This window comes from Microbacterium sp. KSW4-4 (assembly GCF_023091185.1).
In the GTDB taxonomy this organism is placed as follows: Bacteria; Actinomycetota; Actinomycetes; order Actinomycetales; family Microbacteriaceae; genus Microbacterium; species Microbacterium paraoxydans.
In genome coordinates, this window is record NZ_JAHWXJ010000002.1 from 918970 (window position 1) to 937922 (window position 18953).

General features: G+C 71.8%; 13 protein-coding genes. 10 read left to right on the forward strand and 3 right to left on the reverse strand.

All coding sequences use genetic code 11. From position 1 onward, the window contains the following. Positions 1-23 precede the first annotated feature (23 nt). The 7 genes from purN to KZC57_RS14045 all read left to right on the forward strand — a co-directional run bounded on the left by purN (position 24) and on the right by KZC57_RS14045 (position 9381). The gene (purN, locus tag KZC57_RS14015) at positions 24-611 is read left to right on the forward strand and encodes a phosphoribosylglycinamide formyltransferase (RefSeq protein WP_060923211.1); all 588 of its coding nucleotides are present in this window, start codon (positions 24-26) and stop codon (positions 609-611) included. A 32-nt stretch (positions 612-643) separates the two neighbouring features. After that, a complete protein-coding gene (purH, locus tag KZC57_RS14020; protein WP_060923212.1) occupies positions 644-2251 on the forward strand; it encodes a bifunctional phosphoribosylaminoimidazolecarboxamide formyltransferase/IMP cyclohydrolase in 1608 nt (535 codons plus the stop codon). Between the two features lie 144 nt (positions 2252-2395). Then, positions 2396-3904, forward strand: a complete 1509-nt coding sequence (locus KZC57_RS14025) for a DNA-3-methyladenine glycosylase 2 family protein (protein ID WP_247642002.1) — start codon at positions 2396-2398, stop codon at positions 3902-3904. Beyond that, a complete protein-coding gene (locus tag KZC57_RS14030) occupies positions 3901-4398 on the forward strand; it encodes a methylated-DNA--[protein]-cysteine S-methyltransferase (protein ID WP_105949384.1) in 498 nt (165 codons plus the stop codon). The genes KZC57_RS14025 and KZC57_RS14030 overlap by 4 nt, the downstream gene beginning before the upstream one ends. 307 nt (positions 4399-4705) lie before the next feature. Then, a complete protein-coding gene (locus KZC57_RS14035; protein ID WP_060923215.1) occupies positions 4706-6652 on the forward strand; it encodes an ABC transporter ATP-binding protein in 1947 nt (648 codons plus the stop codon). Beyond that, a complete protein-coding gene (locus KZC57_RS14040; RefSeq protein ID WP_060923216.1) occupies positions 6649-8460 on the forward strand; it encodes an ABC transporter ATP-binding protein in 1812 nt (603 codons plus the stop codon). Before KZC57_RS14035 ends, KZC57_RS14040 begins: the two co-directional genes overlap by 4 nt. Before the next feature lie 99 nt (positions 8461-8559). Further along, positions 8560-9381 carry a hypothetical protein gene (locus KZC57_RS14045; RefSeq protein WP_247642003.1) on the forward strand — a complete coding sequence of 274 codons (822 nt, stop codon included), beginning with the start codon at positions 8560-8562 and terminating at the stop codon, positions 9379-9381. A gap of 84 nt (positions 9382-9465) precedes the next feature. On the opposite strand, the gene KZC57_RS14050 is transcribed toward KZC57_RS14045, so the two are convergent. Then, positions 9466-9924 carry an N-acetyltransferase gene (locus tag KZC57_RS14050; protein ID WP_060922841.1) on the reverse strand — a complete coding sequence of 153 codons (459 nt, stop codon included), beginning with the start codon at positions 9922-9924 and terminating at the stop codon, positions 9466-9468. A gap of 165 nt (positions 9925-10089) precedes the next feature. Between KZC57_RS14050 and KZC57_RS14055 the strand changes: the two genes are divergently transcribed. Next, positions 10090-12309: an NADP-dependent isocitrate dehydrogenase gene (locus tag KZC57_RS14055; protein ID WP_060922842.1), complete on the forward strand. Its 2220-nt coding sequence runs from the start codon at positions 10090-10092 to the stop codon at positions 12307-12309. 85 nt (positions 12310-12394) lie between these two features. Here the strand turns inward: KZC57_RS14055 and KZC57_RS14060 are convergent, their stop codons facing one another. Then, a complete protein-coding gene (locus tag KZC57_RS14060) occupies positions 12395-13882 on the reverse strand; it encodes a L,D-transpeptidase family protein (protein WP_247642004.1) in 1488 nt (495 codons plus the stop codon). A gap of 114 nt (positions 13883-13996) precedes the next feature. Next, positions 13997-14401: a RidA family protein gene (locus KZC57_RS14065; protein ID WP_025103791.1), complete on the reverse strand. Its 405-nt coding sequence runs from the start codon at positions 14399-14401 to the stop codon at positions 13997-13999. Between the two features lie 25 nt (positions 14402-14426). On the opposite strand from KZC57_RS14065, the gene KZC57_RS14070 reads away from it, so the two are divergent. Then, on the forward strand, positions 14427-15650 hold the full coding sequence (locus tag KZC57_RS14070) for an alanine racemase (RefSeq protein ID WP_247642005.1): 1224 nt from the start codon (positions 14427-14429) through the stop codon (positions 15648-15650). Continuing rightward, positions 15641-18910 (forward strand): family 20 glycosylhydrolase, encoded by a 3270-nt coding sequence (locus KZC57_RS14075; RefSeq protein WP_247642006.1) that lies wholly within the window; start codon positions 15641-15643, stop codon positions 18908-18910. Before KZC57_RS14070 ends, KZC57_RS14075 begins: the two co-directional genes overlap by 10 nt. The last annotated feature ends 43 nt before the right edge of the window (positions 18911-18953 follow it).

Genomic DNA, 18953 nt, shown 5'->3' on the forward strand with positions numbered 1-18953 from the left:
CGGCACGCCGGTAGACTGGGCGCGTGCTCACGGTCGCCGTACTCATCTCGGGCGCCGGCTCGAACCTTCGCGCCCTCCTCGAGGCCGCTCGTCACCCCGATTTCCCGGCGCGTGTCGTCGTCGTCGGGGCGGATCGCGAAGCCGACGGGCTGGCCCATGCCGAGGAGTTCGGCATCCCCAGCTTCACCGTGCCGTGGCACGAACACGAGAGCCGCGAGGCGTGGGGCGAGGAGCTGGGCCGTCAGCTCGCCGTCTGGTCGCCCGACCTCGTGGTGCTCAGCGGCCTCATGCGCCTGCTGCCGTCCTCCCTCGTCGCCGCCTACGCGCCGCGGATCATCAACACCCATCCCGCGTACCTCCCGGAGTTCCCCGGAGCGCACGGCGTCCGCGACGCCCTCGCCGCGGGCGTCCGCGAGACCGGCGCCAGCGTGATCGTCGTGGACGACGGGGTCGACACCGGCCCCATCCTCGCCCAGGAGCGCGTGCCGATCCGGGCCGACGACACCGAGCACACGCTGCACGAGCGCATCAAGCCGGTCGAGCGCCGGCTCCTCATCGACGTCGTCCGGCGCATCGCTACCGGCGACCTCTCCCTGACCTCCGCCCCCTGACCCCCCGACGCCCCCGCACGAAGGAGCCCATCATGGCCGGCCCCCGCCACGACCCCACGCTCTACCGCGATCGCGACACCGTGCCGATCCGGCGCGCTCTCGTCTCGGTCAGCGACAAGACCGACCTGCTCGTGCTCGCCGCTGCGCTCGCGGAGGCGGGCGTCGAGATCGTCTCGACCGGGTCGACGGCGTCCACCATCCGCGACGCCGGCTTCGAGGTGACGGATGTGGCCGCGGTCACGGGTGTCGCCGAGATGCTCGACGGTCGCGTCAAGACCCTGCATCCGAAGGTGCACGGCGGGCTGCTCGCCGACCTGCGCCTGGAAGATCACGAGCGGCAGCTCGCCGACCTCGACATCGCGCCGTTCGAGCTCGTCGTCGTCAACCTCTACCCGTTCGTGGAGACCGTGGCCTCGGGCGCCGAGGGTGACGACGTGGTGGAGCAGATCGACATCGGCGGCCCCGCCATGGTGCGTGCAGCGGCGAAGAACCACGCCAACGTCGCGATCGTCGTGTCGCCGCAGTCCTACCCGGCGATAGTCGCGGCCGTGGCACAGGGCGGCACGTCTCTCGCCCAGCGGCGGGAGCTCGCGGCGCGGGCCTTCGCGCACACCGCGGCCTACGACACGGCCGTCGCGCAGTGGTTCGCCGAGGGCACGCTCAACGACCCGGGCGACCTCCCGGCGCACCTGACGATCCAGGCCGAGCGGCTCGCGACGCTGCGCTACGGCGAGAACTCCCACCAGCGCGGCGCCATCTACACCCGCGCCGGCGGCCACGGCATCGCTCAGGCCACGCAGCTGCAGGGCAAGGAGATGTCGTACAACAACTACGTCGACGCGGACGCCGCCCTGCGCGCCGCCTACGACATGGTCAAGCCGGCGGTCGCGATCATCAAGCACGCGAACCCGTGCGGGATCGCCACGACCGCGCCGAACGCCCTCGACCCGATCGCCAGCGCGCACCTCCGCGCCCACGAGTGCGACCCCGTGTCGGCGTACGGCGGCGTGATCGCCGCGAACGGCACCGTGACGCTGAAGATGGCCGAGAACCTGAAGGACATCTTCACCGAGGTCATCGTCGCGCCGTCGTTCGAGCCCGCGGCCCTCGAGGTGTTCAAGGCGAAGAAGAACCTGCGGCTGCTGCAGCTGCCCGAGGACTGGCAGCAGGAGCGCATGGACGTGCGCCTCGTGTCCGGCGGTCTCCTGCTCCAGGACGCGGACCGCTTCCCGGACGACATCGTCTCCGTCGCCAAGAACTGGGAGCTCGTGTCGGGGGAGCGTCCGAGCGACGAGGAGATGGAGAACCTGATCTTCGCGTGGAAGGCGTGCCGGGCCGTGAAGTCGAACGCGATCGTGCTGGCGAAGGACAACGCGACGGTCGGCGTCGGCATGGGCCAGGTCAACCGCGTCGACTCGTGCCGCCTCGCGGTGGAGCGTGCGGGCGACCGTGCCGCCGGATCCGTAGCCTCGTCCGACGCGTTCTTCCCGTTCGCGGACGGTGCCCAGGTGCTCATCGACGCGGGTGTCACGGCGATCGTGCAGCCCGGCGGCTCCGTGCGGGACGAAGAGGTCGTGGATGCCGCGCGCAAGGCCGGCGTCACGATGTTCTTCACGGGGGAGCGCCACTTCTTCCACTGACCGAGACCCCGGTCTTCTGCCGAGACCCCGGCGTGCGCACGTCTGCACGCCGGGGTCTCGGCGCGTAGGCGGGGTCTCGGGGAGAGAACCGCGATGTCCGATTTCCGCCAGCCGTAGCCGCGCGGGGGTGAGAGAGTGGAGGACATGAGCCCCTCCTTCGACGAGCGCTACCGGGCGATCAGCGCTCGGGACACCCGCTTCGACGGGCAGTTCGTCACCGCTGTGCGCTCGACAGGGATCTACTGCCGGCCCAGCTGCCCCGCGCGCACGCCGAAGCCACAGAACGTCACGTTCTATCCGACGAGTGCCGCGGCGCACGAGGCCGGCTACCGCGCGTGCAAGCGGTGCCTGCCGGAGGCCGCCCCAGGGTCGCCCGCGTGGGACGTCCGCGGAGACACGGCCGCGCGGGCCATGCGCCTGATCGCGTCCGGCGTGGTCGAGCGCGAGGGGGTGCCAGGACTCGCGTCGCGACTCGGCTACTCGAGCCGTCATCTCACGCGGCTGCTGACGACCGAGCTCGGCGCCGGACCGCTCGCGCTGGCGAGAGCGCACCGCGCCCACACCGCCCGCATGCTGCTCGTGGGAACCGACATGCCCATCGCCGATGTCGCCTTCGCCGCCGGCTTCCACAGCATCCGCCAGGGCAACGACACGATCCGCGAGGTGTTCGGGCTCACGCCGGGCGAGCTGCGTGCCCGCCGCCGCACGCCCTCCGCGGCCGTCCCCGGAACGATCGACCTCGTCCTGCCGTACCGGGGTCCCCTGGATGCGGCCGGGGTCTTCGCGTGGATGGCCGCGCGAGCCGTGACGGGCGTCGAGGAGGCCACGGCGACGTCGTTCTCCCGTCATCTCCGGATGCCGGGCGGCCCCGCGTGGTTCGAGGTGCGTCAGGAGGAGACGGAGCGCCTGCACCTCCGGGCCCGGGTCGCGCAACTCGGCGACCTCGCGCCGCTGGTGGCCACCGCACGCCGCATCTTCGACCTCGACGCCGACCCTCTCGCGGTCGACGAGGCCCTGGCCGCGCACCCGCCCCTCGCGCCCCTGGTCGCGCGGACCCCCGGCATCCGCGTGCCCGGGGCTGCCGATCCGCACGAGATGCTCATCCGCGCGATGATCGGGCAGCAGATCACGGTCGTCGCCGCCCGCACCGCGCTCACCGCGCTCACCGACGCGCTGGGGGAGCGGACCCCCGAGGGCCTGCTGTTCCCGACGATGTCGGCCATCGCGGCCCACGGCGCGGAGGTGCTGCGCGGGCCCGCCGCCCGGATCCGCGCCATCACGGGAGCCGCCGCGGCCCTGGCGGACGGGAGCCTGACCCTCACCGTGGGCGATGACGGCCCGACGCAGCGCGCCGCCCTCCTCGCGATGCCGGGGATCGGACCATGGACCGCCGACTACGTGCGGATGCGGGTGCTCGGCGATCCGGACGTGCTGCTCCCCGGCGACGTCGCTCTCCGTGCCGGTGCTGCCGCGTCCGGGCTGCCCGCCGAACCGAAGACCCTCACCGCCTGGGCGGAGCGCGCCGCACCGTGGCGGAGCTACCTCAGCGGGCACCTGTGGCGTGCCGCCCCGATCCGTCCCGTCGGACCGCGGCGCAGATCCACCGTCCGGCCCGCCCGCGACATCGCATCCGACACCGAGGAGACCTCATGACCGCTCTCATCCAGACCCTCGACACCGCTGACGGTCCCTTCACGATCCTTGCCGACGACCGCCAGCGGGTCCTCGTGTCCGGCTGGACGGACGACGTCGAGGCGATCCTCGGCCGTCTTCCCGCCCGGGTACGCCCCGATGCCGTGCGCGAGGCCGAGACGGACGCGGCGGGCGCCGTCCGCGCGTACTACGCGGGCGACGTCGCGGCGATCGACGGGGTCGCGGTCGCGCAGACCGGCACCGCCCTCCAGCTCGCCGGCTGGGCGGCGCTGCGCACCATCGCACCGGGGGAGCCCCTGACCTACACGGGCTTCGCGACCCGACTCGGCAACCCCCAGGCCGTGCGCGCGGCGGCGTCGATCTGCGCCCGCAACGCCCCGGCCCTGTTCGTGCCCTGCCATCGCGTGCTCCGCACGGACGGCTCCCTCGGCGGCTTCGCCTGGGGGCTGCCCGTGAAGGAGAGCCTTCTGGCGCGCGAACACGCCGCCCGCTGACCTCCCGAGCCGAGGAGCCCGCTCCGGACGGAGCGGGCTCTTCGCCGTCCCGGGAATTCCCCTTGCGCTCAGCTCGTTCACAGGAATAGGCTGATGGGCTGTCGCGCCAACCGGACGACCTCGCCGAGCCCTTGAGGAGGACACCATGACCACGATCGCCACCGCGCGGATCGCCACCCTCGGCTCGACCCCGGCGCGCCCGCTCTCCTAGAGCCTCCGCCCCCCTTCTGCACCGGATGCCGGGCTCCGTGAGCTCGCTCTCGCATCCGTTCCCCCGCTCTTCTCCCCTTCGACTCCTCTGAGAGACATGTCTTCCTCGTCTTCCGCGCAGAACCCGTCCCCCTCCTCCTCCCTCTCCACGCCCGCCGCGCTGTGGCGGCTCAAGCCGTTCGTGAAGCCGGTCATCTGGCGTCTCGCCGGCGGTGCCGCCAGCGCGCTCGCGGCGGCCCTCATCGCGCTGATGATCCCCATCGTGCTCGAGCAGATCATCGGCGGGCCGGTGCAGTCTGGGGCGCTCGACGCGATCGTCTGGGGAGCGCTCGCCGTGTTCGCCCTCGGCCTCGGCGAGGCGCTCATGGTGTGGCTCCGTCGGCAGTTCGTGCTCTTCCCCGCCACGCAGGTGGAGTACCGCATGCGCACCGAGCTCTACTCACGCCTGCAGACGCTTCCCGTCGCGTTCCACGACCGGTGGCAGTCCGGGCAGCTGCTCAGCCGCATGATGCAGGACATCGGCCTGATCCGCCGGTGGCTCGCCTTCGGTCTCGTGCTGCTGGTCGTGAACGTGCTGACGATCCTCATCGGCTCGGTGCTGCTGTTCCGCTGGCACTGGCTGCTGGGCACGATCTTTCTCGTGACGGCGGTCCCGCTGTGGATCCGCGGCTACCTGTTCGAGAAGCGCTACGGCGCCCTCACCCGCCGCAGCCAGGACCAGGCGGGTGACCTCGCCACGAGCGTCGAGGAGAGCGTGCACGGCATCCGCGTGCTCAAGGCGTTCGGCCGCGGCACGCACGCCCTCCGCCGCTTCAGCCGTCAGGCCGAGACGCTGCGCGAGACCGAGATGAGCAAGGCCGGGGCCATCGCCTCGATCTGGTTCTGGCTCGACCTCATGCCGCAGATCGCCTTCGGCCTCAGCCTCATGTCGGGCATCTGGCTCATCTCGCAGGACGCGATCACGTCGGCGGAGCTGTTCGCCTTCTTCGCGATGGCCGTCGTGCTGCGCTGGCCCATCGAGTCGATCGGCTTCCTCTTCTCGTTCATGCTCGACGCGCGCACGGCGACGGACCGCGTCTTCGACATCTTCTCGGAGACGAACACCATCACCGATCCGGAGAACCCGGTGCACATCGAGAACCCGCGTGGCGAGCTCGCGTTCGAGAACGCGCACTTCCGCTACCAGGATGCGGCGGCCGACGAGCGGGACCTGCTCGACGGGATCGACCTCGTGCTGCGGCCGGGCGAGACCATGGCGCTCGTGGGCCTCACCGGCAGTGGCAAGACCACGCTGACGACGCTGCCGACGCGGCTGTACGACGTGACGGGAGGGCGGGTCACGCTCGACGGCGTCGACGTGCGCGACCTCACGCTCGCCGAGCTGCGGGAGCACATCGCGATGGCGTTCGAGGACGCGACGCTCTTCTCGGCCTCGGTCCGCGAGAACGTCCTGCTCGGCCGCGCCGACCTCGACGTGCACAGCCCCGAAGCCGAGCGCGTCCTGCGCGAGGCGCTCGACGTCGCCCAGGCCGCCTTCGTCGACACCCTCCCCGAGGGCGTCGAGACGGTGATCGGCGAGGAGGGACTGAGCCTGTCCGGCGGACAGCGCCAGCGGCTCGCCCTCGCCCGCGCCGTGGCCGCCAACCCCCGGGTGCTCGTCCTCGACGATCCGCTGTCGGCGCTGGACGTCGACACCGAGGCGCTCGTGGAGGAGGCGCTGCGGCACGTGCTCGCCGACACCACCGCGATGATCGTCGCGCACCGTCCGTCCACCGTGGCCCTCGCCGACCGCGTGGCGCTGCTGGAGGACGGCCGGATCACCGCCGTCGGCACGCACACCGAGCTGTTGAAGACGAGTCGGCACTACCGGCACGTCATCTCCAGCCTGGAGGCCGAGGAGGCCGCCCGCACCGGGGCCATCCCGATCATCCGCGACGAGCAGGCCGAGATCCACGAGACCGTGCAGGAAGGCATCCGCGAGGAGGCCGATGACGAGGCGCCCGGAGGCGCCCCCCGATTCGCAGGAGAGGAGGTGCAGCGATGAGCTCCCTCACCGGAACCCAGGACGAGGACCGCTCCCGCCTCACCACGGAGGAGAGCAGGGCGATCCGCCGCCGCTCGCTGCGGCTGCTCGGCTCGCTCGTGCGCCCGCTCAAGCCGCAGATCGTGCTCGCCGCCACGGTGCTCGTGATCTCGACGGCGCTGCAGGTGGCCGGACCGATCCTCATCAGCATCGGCCTCGACCGGGCGCTCCCCGCGGTGCTCGACGACGCCGACTGGATGCCGACGTTCGTCGTCGGCGGGATCTACCTGCTCGCGGGTGCTCTCGCCGCCGTGCTCATCGCCTGGTACGTCATCATCGCGGCCAAGCTGACCCAGGCCGTCCTGCTCGACCTGCGCAAGCGCATCTTCCTGCACACCCAGCGCCTGAGCCTGGAGTTCCACGAGTCGTACACCTCGGGGCGGATCATCTCGCGCCAGACGAGCGACCTGGACTCCATCAAGGAGCTCCTCGACGGCGGCCTGAACGAGCTCGTCTCCGGCGTGCTCTTCGGTGTCTTCACCTTCATCGCCCTGTGCGTGTGGGACTGGCAGTCCGGTCTGATCCTCGCGATCGGCGGCGTGCCGCTGTTCTTCCTCATGCGCTGGTTCTACTCGCGCTCGCAGCTCGTGTACCGAGAGTCCCGGGTGATCAGCGCGAAGGTGATCGTGCAGTTCGTGGAGACCATGACGGGTATCCGCGCGGTCAAGGCATTCCGGAAGGAGCCGCGCAACGACGAGGCCTTCCAGGGCGTGGCCGGCGAGTACCGCGACGTGAACCGCCGCTCGATGCTGCTGTTCGGCACGTTCGAGCCCGGGCTCATGGGCGTCGCGGCGCTCGTGCTCGGCGTGGTCGTGCTCTGGGGCGGCATCCGGGTCTCGGAAGGAGCGCTGACGGTCGGCGTGCTGCTGTCCGCCGTGCTCTACGTGCGCAACTTCTTCGCTCCGATGCAGGAGATCGCGATGTTCCTCAACTCCTACCAGTCCGCCACCGCGGCGCTGGAGAAGGTGTCGGGCGTCCTGGAGGAGGTGCCGACGGTGCCGGACCCCGAGAAGCCGGTGGACCTCTGGGAGTCCCGGGGGCACATCCGCTTCGACGAGGTCACCTTCGCGTACAACGAGGACAAGACGATCCTGCCGAACTTCTCGCTCGACATCCCCGCCGGGCAGACGATCGCGTTGGTCGGGACGACGGGGGCGGGCAAGTCCACGCTGGCCAAGCTCATCTCGCGGTTCTACGACCCGTCCGCGGGGACGGTGACGCTCGACGGCGTCGATCTGCGGTCGCTGCACCCGAAGGATCTCCGTCGTGCGATCGTCATGGTCACGCAGGAGGCGTACCTGTTCAGCGGGACCGTCGCCGACAACATCGCGCTCGGGCGCCCGGACGCGACGCTCGACGAGATCCGCGAGGCGGCGCGGGCGGTGGGCGCCGACGCGTTCATCTCGGCCCTGCCGGACGGGTACGACACCGACGTGAACAAGCGCGGTGGTCGTGTCTCGGCCGGGCAGCGACAGCTCATCTCGTTCGCCCGCGCCTTCCTCGCCGACCCGGCGGTGCTGATCCTCGACGAGGCGACGGCCTCGCTGGACATCCCGTCCGAGCGGCTGATCCAGGACGCGTTGCAGACGCTGCTGGCCGACCGGACGGCGATCATCATCGCGCACCGGCTGTCGACGGTGGCGATCGCGGATCGTGTGCTCGTGATGGAGCACGGCCGGATCATCGAGGACGACACCCCGGCCGCCCTGATCGGCGGCACCGGGAAGTTCGCCCAGCTGCACGCGGCCTGGCAGGAGACGCTCGTCTGACGCGCTGACGCGCTGACGCGACAGCGGCCCCGGCATCCGTCAGGATGCCGGGGCTTCCTCGTCCGGGCGCGCGTGCTCCGCGATCGGTAGCATCGAAGGATGGACCCCTTCCTCCTCGTCGCGGAGTGGTGGTGGCTCGCGCCGACCGCCGCCGCCGGGGTGACCGCGGGCGCGATCGGGGTGCGTCGTCGCAACACCCGCAGCGGCCGCCGACTGGAGTACGACGCCGCCCGGCACGACCTCCGCGAGGCCCAGCAGCGCGCGGTGGTGCGACGGACGGCGCTGAAGGTGGCACGAGCCGACCTCGCGCGGGTCTCCGCCGAGCGGGCCGCGCAACGCGCGAGCGCCGAGCAGGTGGCCGGCGCCCGGCGCATGCTCAAGGAGCGCGAACGCGACGCCAGAGCGGCGGCCGCCGACGTCCGCGCCCGACGCGTCAGGGTGAACGCCGCCCGCGCCGCGATCCCCGCCGGCTCCGCCCCGCGGCCGCTGGAGCGCCTGTATGCGGAGCACGACGCGGTGACGGCGCGATGGATGCGGTACGAGACCGACACCGCGTTTCAGATCACCTATCCCGAGATGACTGACGTGAAGCGCCCGGAGACGGCCGCCTACCTGCGGGCCGCCGGTGCGGCGGTCGAGGCGCGTCGGCAGACGACGGGCCGCGTGACCGCCGCCGAGTACGCGGCCTACCGCGACGCCGTCGCGGAGCTGGAGCGGGCGTTCGAGGCCGCCGAGCACGCGGCGAAGGTCCAGACGGGGGAGGCGCCGCCCACACCGGCCTGGCAGGACGCCGCGCAGGACATGCTGCACCGCTCCGCCGAGGCCATCGATCGGGCGGCGGGTGCCGCCGCGTCCGCGCTGGCCGCGTGGAACAGCCGTCGGGGCAAGGGCACGCCCCCGGACGGCAGCGGTCAGCGCTGAGGAGGATCGAGAGCACGCCGCCCTGCAGGTCCGAGGGCGACGGAGTCTCGATGGGGGAGGGGATTCGAGACCCCGCCGCCGGTCTCAGGAGGGGACGCGGATCTCGGCGATGACCTCGCCGTAGGCCGTCTCCCCGACGGGGGTGAACCCGACGCGGCGGAAGAACGCCTCCGGGCCGTCCTCGCCGGCTTCGTAGATGACGTTGACGTGGTCGACGCCGCGGTTGCGCGCTTCGTCGATGAGGTTCTCGACGGCGAAGCGGCCGATGCCGCGACCCTGGTCGTCCGCGTCGACGTTGATGCGCCACAGCACGGAGCGGAAGTGCTCCTCCGGCGCCTCGTCATCGAAGTTGGCGCTCACGAATCCCACGACCTCGTTGCGGTCCAGGATCACCCGCTGCCAGGAGGTCTGCGGGTTGATGACGGTGGCCGCGATGCCGTACGAGACGGGGGCGAGGAACTGCTCCTGTCCGGGCTTGAGCGACAGGTTGTTCACGGCGACGATCGTCGCGGCGGAGAGTTCGACCATGCGCAGTTCGGACATGCCCCCAGGCTAGCCCCTCCGCTCACCGCATTCATCACTCGGGCGGACTTTTCACGGACCGTTCGTCCGAGGGAGTCTCTTCGGTGGGACCGCCGCTTCGGGGTCCGGGACGCTCAGGTATCTTGGTATCGAGACAAATAGCCCTCGTGAACGGAGAACGTCCCGGTGACCGACGACGCCATCATCTACACCTACACCGACGAGGCACCGGCACTGGCCACCGCCTCCTTCCTGCCGATCATCCAGGCCTACACGGGCCAGGCGGGTATCGAATTCGAGACGCGGGACATCTCTCTGGCCGGCCGCATCCTCGCCGCGTTCCCGCAGAAGCTCACCCCCGAGCAGCAGGTCGGCGACGCGCTGGCGGAGCTGGGCGGCCTCGCCACGCTCCCCGAGGCGAACATCATCAAGCTGCCGAACATCTCCGCGTCGATCCCGCAGCTCAAGGCCGCCATCGCGGAGCTGCAGCAGCAGGGTTACGACGTCCCCGACTTCCCGGACGAGCCCTCGTCGCTGGAGGAGAAGGACATCCGCGCCCGCTACGACCGCATCAAGGGCTCCGCCGTGAACCCCGTCCTGCGCGAGGGCAACAGCGACCGCCGCGCGCCGCTGGCGGTGAAGAACTACGCCAAGAAGCACCCGCACCGCAACAAGCCGTTCGCGGAGGGCTCGAAGACCCGCGTCGCGACCCTGGGCCACGACGACTTCAAGCACAACGAGCGCTCCTGGGTCGCCGCGCACGACGACGTCCTCTCCTTCCGCCACACCGCGAAGGACGGCACCGTCACGGTCCTCAAGGAGGGGCTCAAGGTCCTCCCGCGCGAGATCATCGACGCCACGTTCCTGTCCGCCAAGGAGCTGGACGCGTTCCTCGCTGACACGCTCGCGGAGGCCAAGGCCGACGACGTGCTCTACTCGGTGCACCTCAAGGCCACGATGATGAAGGTCAGCGATCCGATCATCTTCGGTCACGTCGTGAAGGCATTCTTCAAGGACGTCTTCGACCAGTACGGCACGCAGCTCGCCGAGGCCGGACTCAGCGCGAACGACGGTCTCGGCTCGATCCTCGCGGGGCTGGCGGACGTCGCCGGTGGCGAGGAGATCGCCGCGGCGTTCGACAAGGCCATCGCCGAGGGGCCGCGCCTGTCGTACGTGAACTCCGACAAGGGGATCACCAACCTGCACGTGCCGAGCGATGTCATCGTCGACGCGTCCATGCCCGCTCTCGTCCGCAACGGCGGGAAGCTCTGGGGCAAGGACGGCGAGGAGGCCGACACCATCGCGGTCATCCCCGACTCGTCCTACGCGAGCGTCTACCAGGCCGTGATCGACGATGTGATCGCGAACGGCCCGCTCGACCCCGCCACGATCGGCACCGTGCCGAACGTGGGCCTCATGGCGCAGGCCGCCGAGGAGTACGGCAGCCACGACAAGACGTTCGAGATCGCCGCCGACGGCATCGTCCAGGTGCTCGACAGTGAGGGCACCGTCCTTATCGAGCACGAGGTCGGCGAGGGCGACATCTGGCGCGCGACGCAGACCAAGCACATCCCGGTCATGGACTGGGTCAAGCTCGCGGTCGGCCGTGCCCGCGCGACGGGTGCCCCCGCGGTGTTCTGGCTCGACGCGAACCGCTCGCACGATGCGCAGATCATCGCGAAGGTGCACCAGGGTCTCGCCACGCTCGACACCAAGGGTCTGACGATCACGATCCTCGCGCCGGAGGAGGCCACGCGGTACACGCTCGCCCGCATGCGTCACGGCCTGGACACCATCTCGGTGACCGGCAACGTGCTGCGTGACTACCTCACCGACCTGTTCCCGATCCTCGAGGTCGGCACGAGCGCCAAGATGCTCTCCATCGTGCCGCTGCTCGCCGGCGGCGGACTGTTCGAGACGGGGGCCGGCGGCTCCGCGCCGAAGCATGTGCAGCAGCTGGTCGAGGAGAACTACCTGCGCTGGGACTCGCTGGGCGAGTTCTTCGCGCTGGCGGCCTCCCTCGAGCACTTCGCCGACCGCACGGGTAACGAGAAGGCCCGCGTGCTCGCGGAGACGCTCGACGCCGCGACCGGCACGTTCCTCGAGGAGGACCGCTCGCCCGGCCGTGCGCTCGGCACGATCGACAACCGCGGCAGCCACTTCTACCTCGGCCTGTACTGGGCGCAGGAGCTGGCGAAGCAGACGAAGGACCCGGAGCTCGCCGCCGCCTTCGCGCCCATCGCCGAGAAGCTCGCCGCGAACGAGGAGACGATCGTCTCCGAGCTCAACGCGGTGCAGGGCTCCCCGGTGGAGATCGGCGGCTACTACCGTCCGGACGAGAAGCTCGTCGAGGCGGTCATGCGCCCGTCCACGACGCTCAACGAGATCGTCGACGCCCTGCGCTGAGACGACGAGAAGGGGGCGGATGCTGCGGCATCCGCCCCCTTCTGCTGTCTTCCCCTGCCGGCTTCGCCCGGTGCAGGGTTCCGGATCAGTTGTAGACGGAGACCTCGAGGCCCACGGGGGACCAGTCGTAGACGTACTTGGCGAGGTCGATCGGCAGGTTCACGCAGCCGTGGCTCATCCGGTTGCCGAAGTTGTTGTGCCAGTAGGTGCCGTGGAAGCCGATGTTCGGGGCGAACCACGTGATCCAGGGCACGTCCTCGGTGCAGTACGGCGCCCCCTCGTAGCAGCCCATGTCCTGCATCGCGGTGTGTGCGAACACCTTGAAGTTGCCTGTCGGCGTGGGCGTTCCGGGGAGACCGGTCGACACGGCCCAGGACTGCACCACCTTGTCGTTCTCGAACAGGTAGGCGCGCTGCGTGCTGAGGTTGATCTCGGCGCGGCGGAACAGGTTCGTGGTCTCGAAGGGGGTCTCCGTCACGGAGAGGGCGAAGACGCCGTCTCCCGCGGCGAGCTGCGTCGCGAAGTCGTCGGCGATGCCGTCGGTGTCGCCGAGGGCGCGTCCGGTGGCGCCCTCCTTCTCGGCGCGCAGCACGTTCCCCGCGGAGTCGACGATGTTGGTCGCGTTGACAGGGGCGCGGTCCACCGCGGCGGCGAGCGTGTCGACGGTGGTCTGGATCGCCGCCGGGTCCGCCTCAATCCGCAGCTGACCCTCGTCGTCGACCACCGTCAGCCAGGACGCGGCGACCGCGGGGGAGACCGGGACGGTCCGTTCCTTCCCGACGTAGAAGCCGATGGAGGAGAGCATGGTGTTGAGCGTGGTGGCGGTCGCCGTCGCGTCCTCGTCGGACACCGCGGGCAGGGCCTCCGCCGGTCCGCCGGGGTAGTCGAACGTCGTGCGGCCGTCGCCGACGGCCTCGACGAACGCGGCGTTGAGATCGGCCACGTCGATACCGGTGCCGGGAACGGAGGGCGTCACGGTATAGGTGCCCTTCGCGGCATCGAAGACGACTCCGGCGTCGACCGGGTCGACGAAGCTGGCGGGGACGGCGCCGCGGAGAGCTGCGGTGGCGGTCTCCTGGTCGAGCACGATGTCGGCCGACACGGGGTCACCCATCCAGGACCCGAGGTTCCACATCGGGTGGGCGGCGAACGCGGCATCGGCGAGGGCCGTGGCGTCGGCGGTCGCGCCCAGGTCGGCGCCGGTGAGCACGGCGTCATCACCATCGCCCGTGAGGGTGACCTCGGTCTGGGCGAGGTGCGAGCTGATCGCCTCGGCAGCCGCGCCCGGAGTCATCCAGCCGACCGGGATGCCCGCGACGGTGGTGCCGGGGGCGATGAGGATCATCGAGGCGGCGCCGGCGCCGAGCGCGACCACGCCGAGGCCGAGACCGATCCACAGGCCGAGGCGGCGCTTCTTCGGGGCGGGCTCGACGGGAGCCCAGGCCAGGGGCTGCTCGCCGGTCTGCGGCGGGGCCGTGTCGGTCGCCGCCTCCGGCGTCAGGACGCTCGTCGGTGTCGCATCGTCGGGCTGTGCCCCCGTTGCAGCGCCCGGCGTGGAAATCAGATCGGTCACGAACTACACCCCCCGCAGTCTCGACGTGTCCTGTCGTCCATGGTACGGGATGGCTGGTAACGGGGAGGCAACGGTCCTGATAAGGTGCCTCCCCGTTCGCCCGGGGCGGGTGGGTCAGTCGACGACGGCGAGCCCGTCGATCTCGACGAGCATCTCCTCGCGGGGGAGGCCGGTGAACACCGTGGTGCGCGAGGGCAGGACGCCGCTGGTCGTGTGGGCCTCGACGAAGGCGCCGTAGGCCTCGTTCATGATCGGGAAGTCCTCGCGCTTGGTGAGGTAGACGCGCAGCATCACGACATCGTCGAACGTGGCCCCGGAAGCCTCCACGATGGCCTTGACGTTCTCCAGCGTGCGGGTGGTCTGCGCCGCGACGTCGCCCGGGTACAGGTACTCGTTCGTCTGCGGGTCGACGGGGCCCTGGCCGGAGACCTGGACGATCGGGCCCTTGCGGACGCCCTGCGAGAAGGTGTGCGCGGGGGCGGGGGCTGCGTCGGTGGAAACTCGTGTCTTCGCGGTCATGCCGCCAGCCTAGTAGCCTTGTTAGATGCCTCTACAAATTCCGGATCCCGTCCTCGGCGCCTGGGCGAAGGGGTTCCCGGCGCACGCCGCGGGGCTGCGTCTGTCGGAGGTCGGCGCGGCCGGTCTGCGTCTCTCGGACCTCGGTACTCCGGTGCTCACGGTGCACGCGGACGCGATCGCGCACAACGAGGACACGGTGTTCGGCTGGGCCATGCGCGAGGGCGTCCGCCTCGCCCCGCACGGCAAGACCACGATGGCGCCCGCGCTCTGGCAGCGGCTGCTCGACGCCGGAGCCTGGGGGATCTCGGTCGCGACGCCGTGGCAGGCCCGCGTCGCCGTCGACGCCGGCGTGCCGACGGTGCTCATCGCCAACGGGGTGACGGATGGCGCCGCGGCCCGCGAGCTCGGAGCGATGCTCGCCGCCGACGAGGACCTGCGGATCCTTTGCGGCGCGGATTCCCTCGCCGGTGTCGCGATCCTCGCCGACGCGCTCGCCGATGCCCCGCGGCCGCTGGACGTGCTCGTGGAGCTGGGCGGCGCGCAGGGACGGACGGGGGCGCGGACCGTGGCCGAGGGCGAGCGCATCGCCGCGGCGATCGCGGCCGCCCCTGGTCTCCGCCTGGCCGGGGTGACGGGCTACGAGGGGCCCTTCGGTCCCGATCGCTCCGCGGCCTCGGTCGCCGCGGTCGACGGCTTCCTGGCCACGCTCGTCGAGCTGCACCGCCGACTGGAGTACCCCGACGGCGTCTGCCCCGTGCTCAGCGCGGGCGGCAGCTCCTTCCCCGATCGCGCCGCCGCGGTCCTCGGCGCCGCGGCCGCGGGAGCGGACGCCGAGGTCGTGCTGCGCTCCGGTGCCTTCCAGATCCACGACGACGGCTTCTACTCCCGCATGTCGCCGTTCGGCCCGCTCACGGACACCGCCCCGCTGCGTTCCGCGATGCACGCGTGGTCGCGAGTGGTCTCCCAGCCCGAACCCGGCCTCGCCCTGCTCGACGCCGGGCGGCGGGACGTGCCGTTCGACATCGACCTCCCGGTGCCGCAGTCGGTCGCCGGCGCCGTGACCGCCCTGAACGACCAGCACGCCTTCCTCCGACCCGCCGAGGGGGCGACCGTCGCGGTGGGCGAGGTCGTGCGGCTGGGTCTCTCGCATCCGTGCACCGCGTTCGACAAGTGGCGCGTCGTCGCCGTGATCGACGACCCCGACGCCGAGGACCCCCGGGTGATCGACGCGGTGGCGACATGCTTCTGAGCGCCGAGAAGGCCGCCGCCGGCCTGGTGCGCGTCTATCGGCGGGCGACCGTCGTCGACGGCACCGGCGCGCCGCGCTTCGTCGCGGACGTCGCGGTGGAGGGGGCAAGGGTCGTCGCCGTCGTCCGCGACGGCGACGGGACGACGCTCGAGCTGCCGGACGGCGCGGTCGAGGTCGACGCGTCCGGCCTCGTCCTGGCGCCCGGTTTCATCGACATGCACGCGCACAGCGACCTCGCGGTGCTCCAGGGCGCCGCGCACGACGCCAAGATCCGGCAGGGGGTCACGACAGAGGTGCTCGGGCAGGACGGCCTGGGCTACGCGCCGCTGGACGAGGCGACCGCCGCCGTCATCCCCGCCCAGATCGCGGGCTGGAACGGGCGGCCGGCGGAGGTCCCGTGGCGGTCGATGGACGACTTCCTGGAGGCGATAGACGTCGCCGCGGTGGCGAACGCCGCGGTGCTGGTGCCGCAGGGCAACCTCCGGATGATGGTGGTCGGGCACGACGACCGCCGGGCGACCCCTGCCGAGATCGCGGCGATGGCCGACATCCTCGGCCAGGCCCTGGATGCCGGAGCCTTCGGCATGTCGAGCGGCCTGACCTACACGCCGGGGATGTACGCCGACACCGCGGAGCTCGAAGCCCTCTGCCGGGTGGTGGCGGAGCGCGGCGGCTACTGGGCGCCGCACACCCGCAGCTACGGGCGGGCGGCGCTGGACGCGTATCGCGAGGCCATCGAGATCGGCCGCCGCACCGGGTGCCCCGTCCATCTCACCCACGCGACCATGAACTTCGCCCCGAACCGCGGGCGCGCCGCCGAGCTGCTGGCGCTCGTCGACGCGGCGACGGCCGACGGTGTCGACGTGACCCTGGACACCTACCCCTACCTTCCGGGGGCCACGACCCTCTCCGCCCTGCTGCCGAGCAGGCTGGCGGCGACCGGCGACCTGCTCGGCGTCCTGGGGGCCCTCGACGCCGAGGGACGCGAGGCGGTCCGCGTCGAGCTGGAGGAGATCGGCTGCGACGGATTCCACGGCGAGGCGGCGGACTGGTCGGCGATCCAGATCTCCGGGACGGCCCACCCGGATCTCGCCGGGCTCGTCGGCCGGACGATCGCCGACATCGCGGCGGAGACCGGGCAGCGCGCCGTCGATGTCGTGATCGACACGATCCTCGCCGATGCGGGCGCCACGGGTGTGCTCATGCACATCGGCGACGAGGACAACGTCCGGGCCATCATGCGGCACCCGCGGCACGCCGGCGGCAGCGACGGCATCCTCATCGGCGCGCGCCCGCACCCGCGCGGCCGCGGCACGTTCCCGCGCTACCTCGGGCACTACGTCAGGGAGCTGGGGGTGCTGAGCCTCGAGGAGGCCGTCCGTCATCTCTCCGGCAACCCGGCTGCCCGGCTCGGCCTCGACCGCGGCGACGCACCGCGCGGCGTGATCCGCGAGGGCGCCACCGCCGACCTGGTGCTGTTCAACCCGGAGACGATCGCGGCCGGCGCCACCTTCGACGACCCGCACGGTGCGCCGCAGGGCGTGCGCGAGGTGCTCGTCGGCGGCGTGCCGGTCGTCATCGACGGCGACCCCACGGGTGCCGTCGCCGGCCGTGCGCTGCGGATGCCTCCGTCGGCGCCGCGGGCGACGGTGCCGCACATCGCCGCGGAGATCGACTCCCTGGCTCCGGGCTTCCGGTGGACGCCCTCGACCCCGATCCTCGGCGCGCCGGAGCTGGCGGCCGCGGTCGCACGGCTCGGCGGCGCGGGAGGGGACGACACCCTGCCCGCCATCCGCCTTCTGATCGACGAGAAGCTGGGTGCCGCGGCCTCCGCGGCGGGGCGGCAGGGGCCCGAGGCTTTCCGGGTGTCGGTGACGGCCTCCGGGATCGAGATCGCGGGGGCGACGCCGGAGGGGGTCTTCCGCGGCGCGACCACGCTCCGCCAGCTCCGCGACCCGGACCACGACCCCGCTCTCCCCGCGACGATCCCGGCAGGGCGCTGGGAGGGCTCTCCCGCCTCGGCCTGGCGCGGAGTGATGCTCGACGTGGCGCGCCACTTCCGCCCCGTGGAGGACGTGCGTCGCCTCGTCGACCTGCTCGCCGATCACCACCTCAGCATCCTGCACCTGCACCTGACGGACGATCAGGGATGGCGCTTCGAGGTGCCCGGCTACCCGCGTCTGACCGAGGTCGGCGCACGGCGCGAGGCCACGCAACGCGGTCACGGACCGGAGGCCACGGTCGAGCCCGGCGCGCACGAGGGCTTCTACACCTCCGCCGAGCTCCGCGACCTCGTGCGGTACGCGGAGGAGCGCTTCGTGACGCTCGTGCCCGAGGTCGAGCTGCCAGGGCACATCCAGGCCGCGCTCGCCGCCTACCCGGAGCTGGGCAACCTCGACGTCGGGACGCCCCCCACCGGGCCGTGGGAGCGATTCGGCGTGAACGCCCGCACCCTCGCGCCGACCGCGGAGGCGCTGGCCTTCGGTCGTGCCGCCATCGACGCGCTGTGCGACGTGTTCCCGTCCGCATGGATCGGGATCGGCGGCGACGAGGTGCCGGTGACCGAGTGGGCGGAGAGTGCAGCCGCCGCGGCACGCATGCGAGAGCTGGGGCTCGCCACGGCGCACGACGTGCAGCCGTGGTTCACGGCGCACTTCGTGGACCACGTCCGCCGCCGCGGGCGCACCGCGCTGGCCTGGGACGAGGTGCTGGAGGGCGACGTCCCCGAGGGCGTCCGCATCCTCGCCTGGCGCGGGCCGGTCGCCATGCGCGAGGCGCTGCGGCGGGGGATCCCGGTCGTGGGATGTCCGGATCTCGAGGTCTACCTCGACTACCCGCAGTCCGAATCGCCCGAGGAGCCCATCCGCGTCGGGCCCCCGCTGACCATCGAGCGCGCGTACTCCTTCGAGGTCGTCGAGGGCGCGGTCGGCGGGCAGGCGAACGTCTGGACGGAGCACCTGCCGAGCAGGGACCGGGTCGACTTCGCGATGTTCCCGCGCCTCGCCGCGATCGCGGAGCGTCTCTGGGATGGGGGAGAGCCCGCACCGTTCGCCGATTTCGCACGGCGGCTGCCCACGCATCTGCGACGCCTCGCCGCCGCGGGGGTGCGGTATCGTCCGCTGGACGGTCCGTCGCCCGAGCAGCGGCGACCAGGGGTTCCCGGCAAGCCGATGACGGTGGAGACCAGGGAGGGGATCGTCGCCGGCCTCGTCGAGCGCCTGCTCAGCCGGGCGGCTGTCGAGGATCCGCGGTCGGCTTGATGTCACGTTTCGGTAACCCTGCCCGCGGAATCGCGCGGGACAG

Coding starts and splice junctions, on each gene's coding strand:
- purH (WP_060923212.1), top strand. CDS start 644: ATGGCCGGCCCCCGCCACGACCCCACGCTCTACCGCGATCGCGACACC.
- KZC57_RS14025 (WP_247642002.1), top strand. CDS start 2,396: ATGAGCCCCTCCTTCGACGAGCGCTACCGGGCGATCAGCGCTCGGGAC.
- KZC57_RS14030 (WP_105949384.1), top strand. CDS start 3,901: ATGACCGCTCTCATCCAGACCCTCGACACCGCTGACGGTCCCTTCACG.
- KZC57_RS14035 (WP_060923215.1), top strand. CDS start 4,706: ATGTCTTCCTCGTCTTCCGCGCAGAACCCGTCCCCCTCCTCCTCCCTC.
- KZC57_RS14040 (WP_060923216.1), top strand. CDS start 6,649: ATGAGCTCCCTCACCGGAACCCAGGACGAGGACCGCTCCCGCCTCACC.
- KZC57_RS14045 (WP_247642003.1), top strand. CDS start 8,560: ATGGACCCCTTCCTCCTCGTCGCGGAGTGGTGGTGGCTCGCGCCGACC.
- KZC57_RS14050 (WP_060922841.1), bottom strand. CDS start 9,924: ATGTCCGAACTGCGCATGGTCGAACTCTCCGCCGCGACGATCGTCGCC.
- KZC57_RS14065 (WP_025103791.1), bottom strand. CDS start 14,401: ATGACCGCGAAGACACGAGTTTCCACCGACGCAGCCCCCGCCCCCGCG.
- KZC57_RS14070 (WP_247642005.1), top strand. CDS start 14,427: ATGCCTCTACAAATTCCGGATCCCGTCCTCGGCGCCTGGGCGAAGGGG.
- KZC57_RS14075 (WP_247642006.1), top strand. CDS start 15,641: ATGCTTCTGAGCGCCGAGAAGGCCGCCGCCGGCCTGGTGCGCGTCTAT.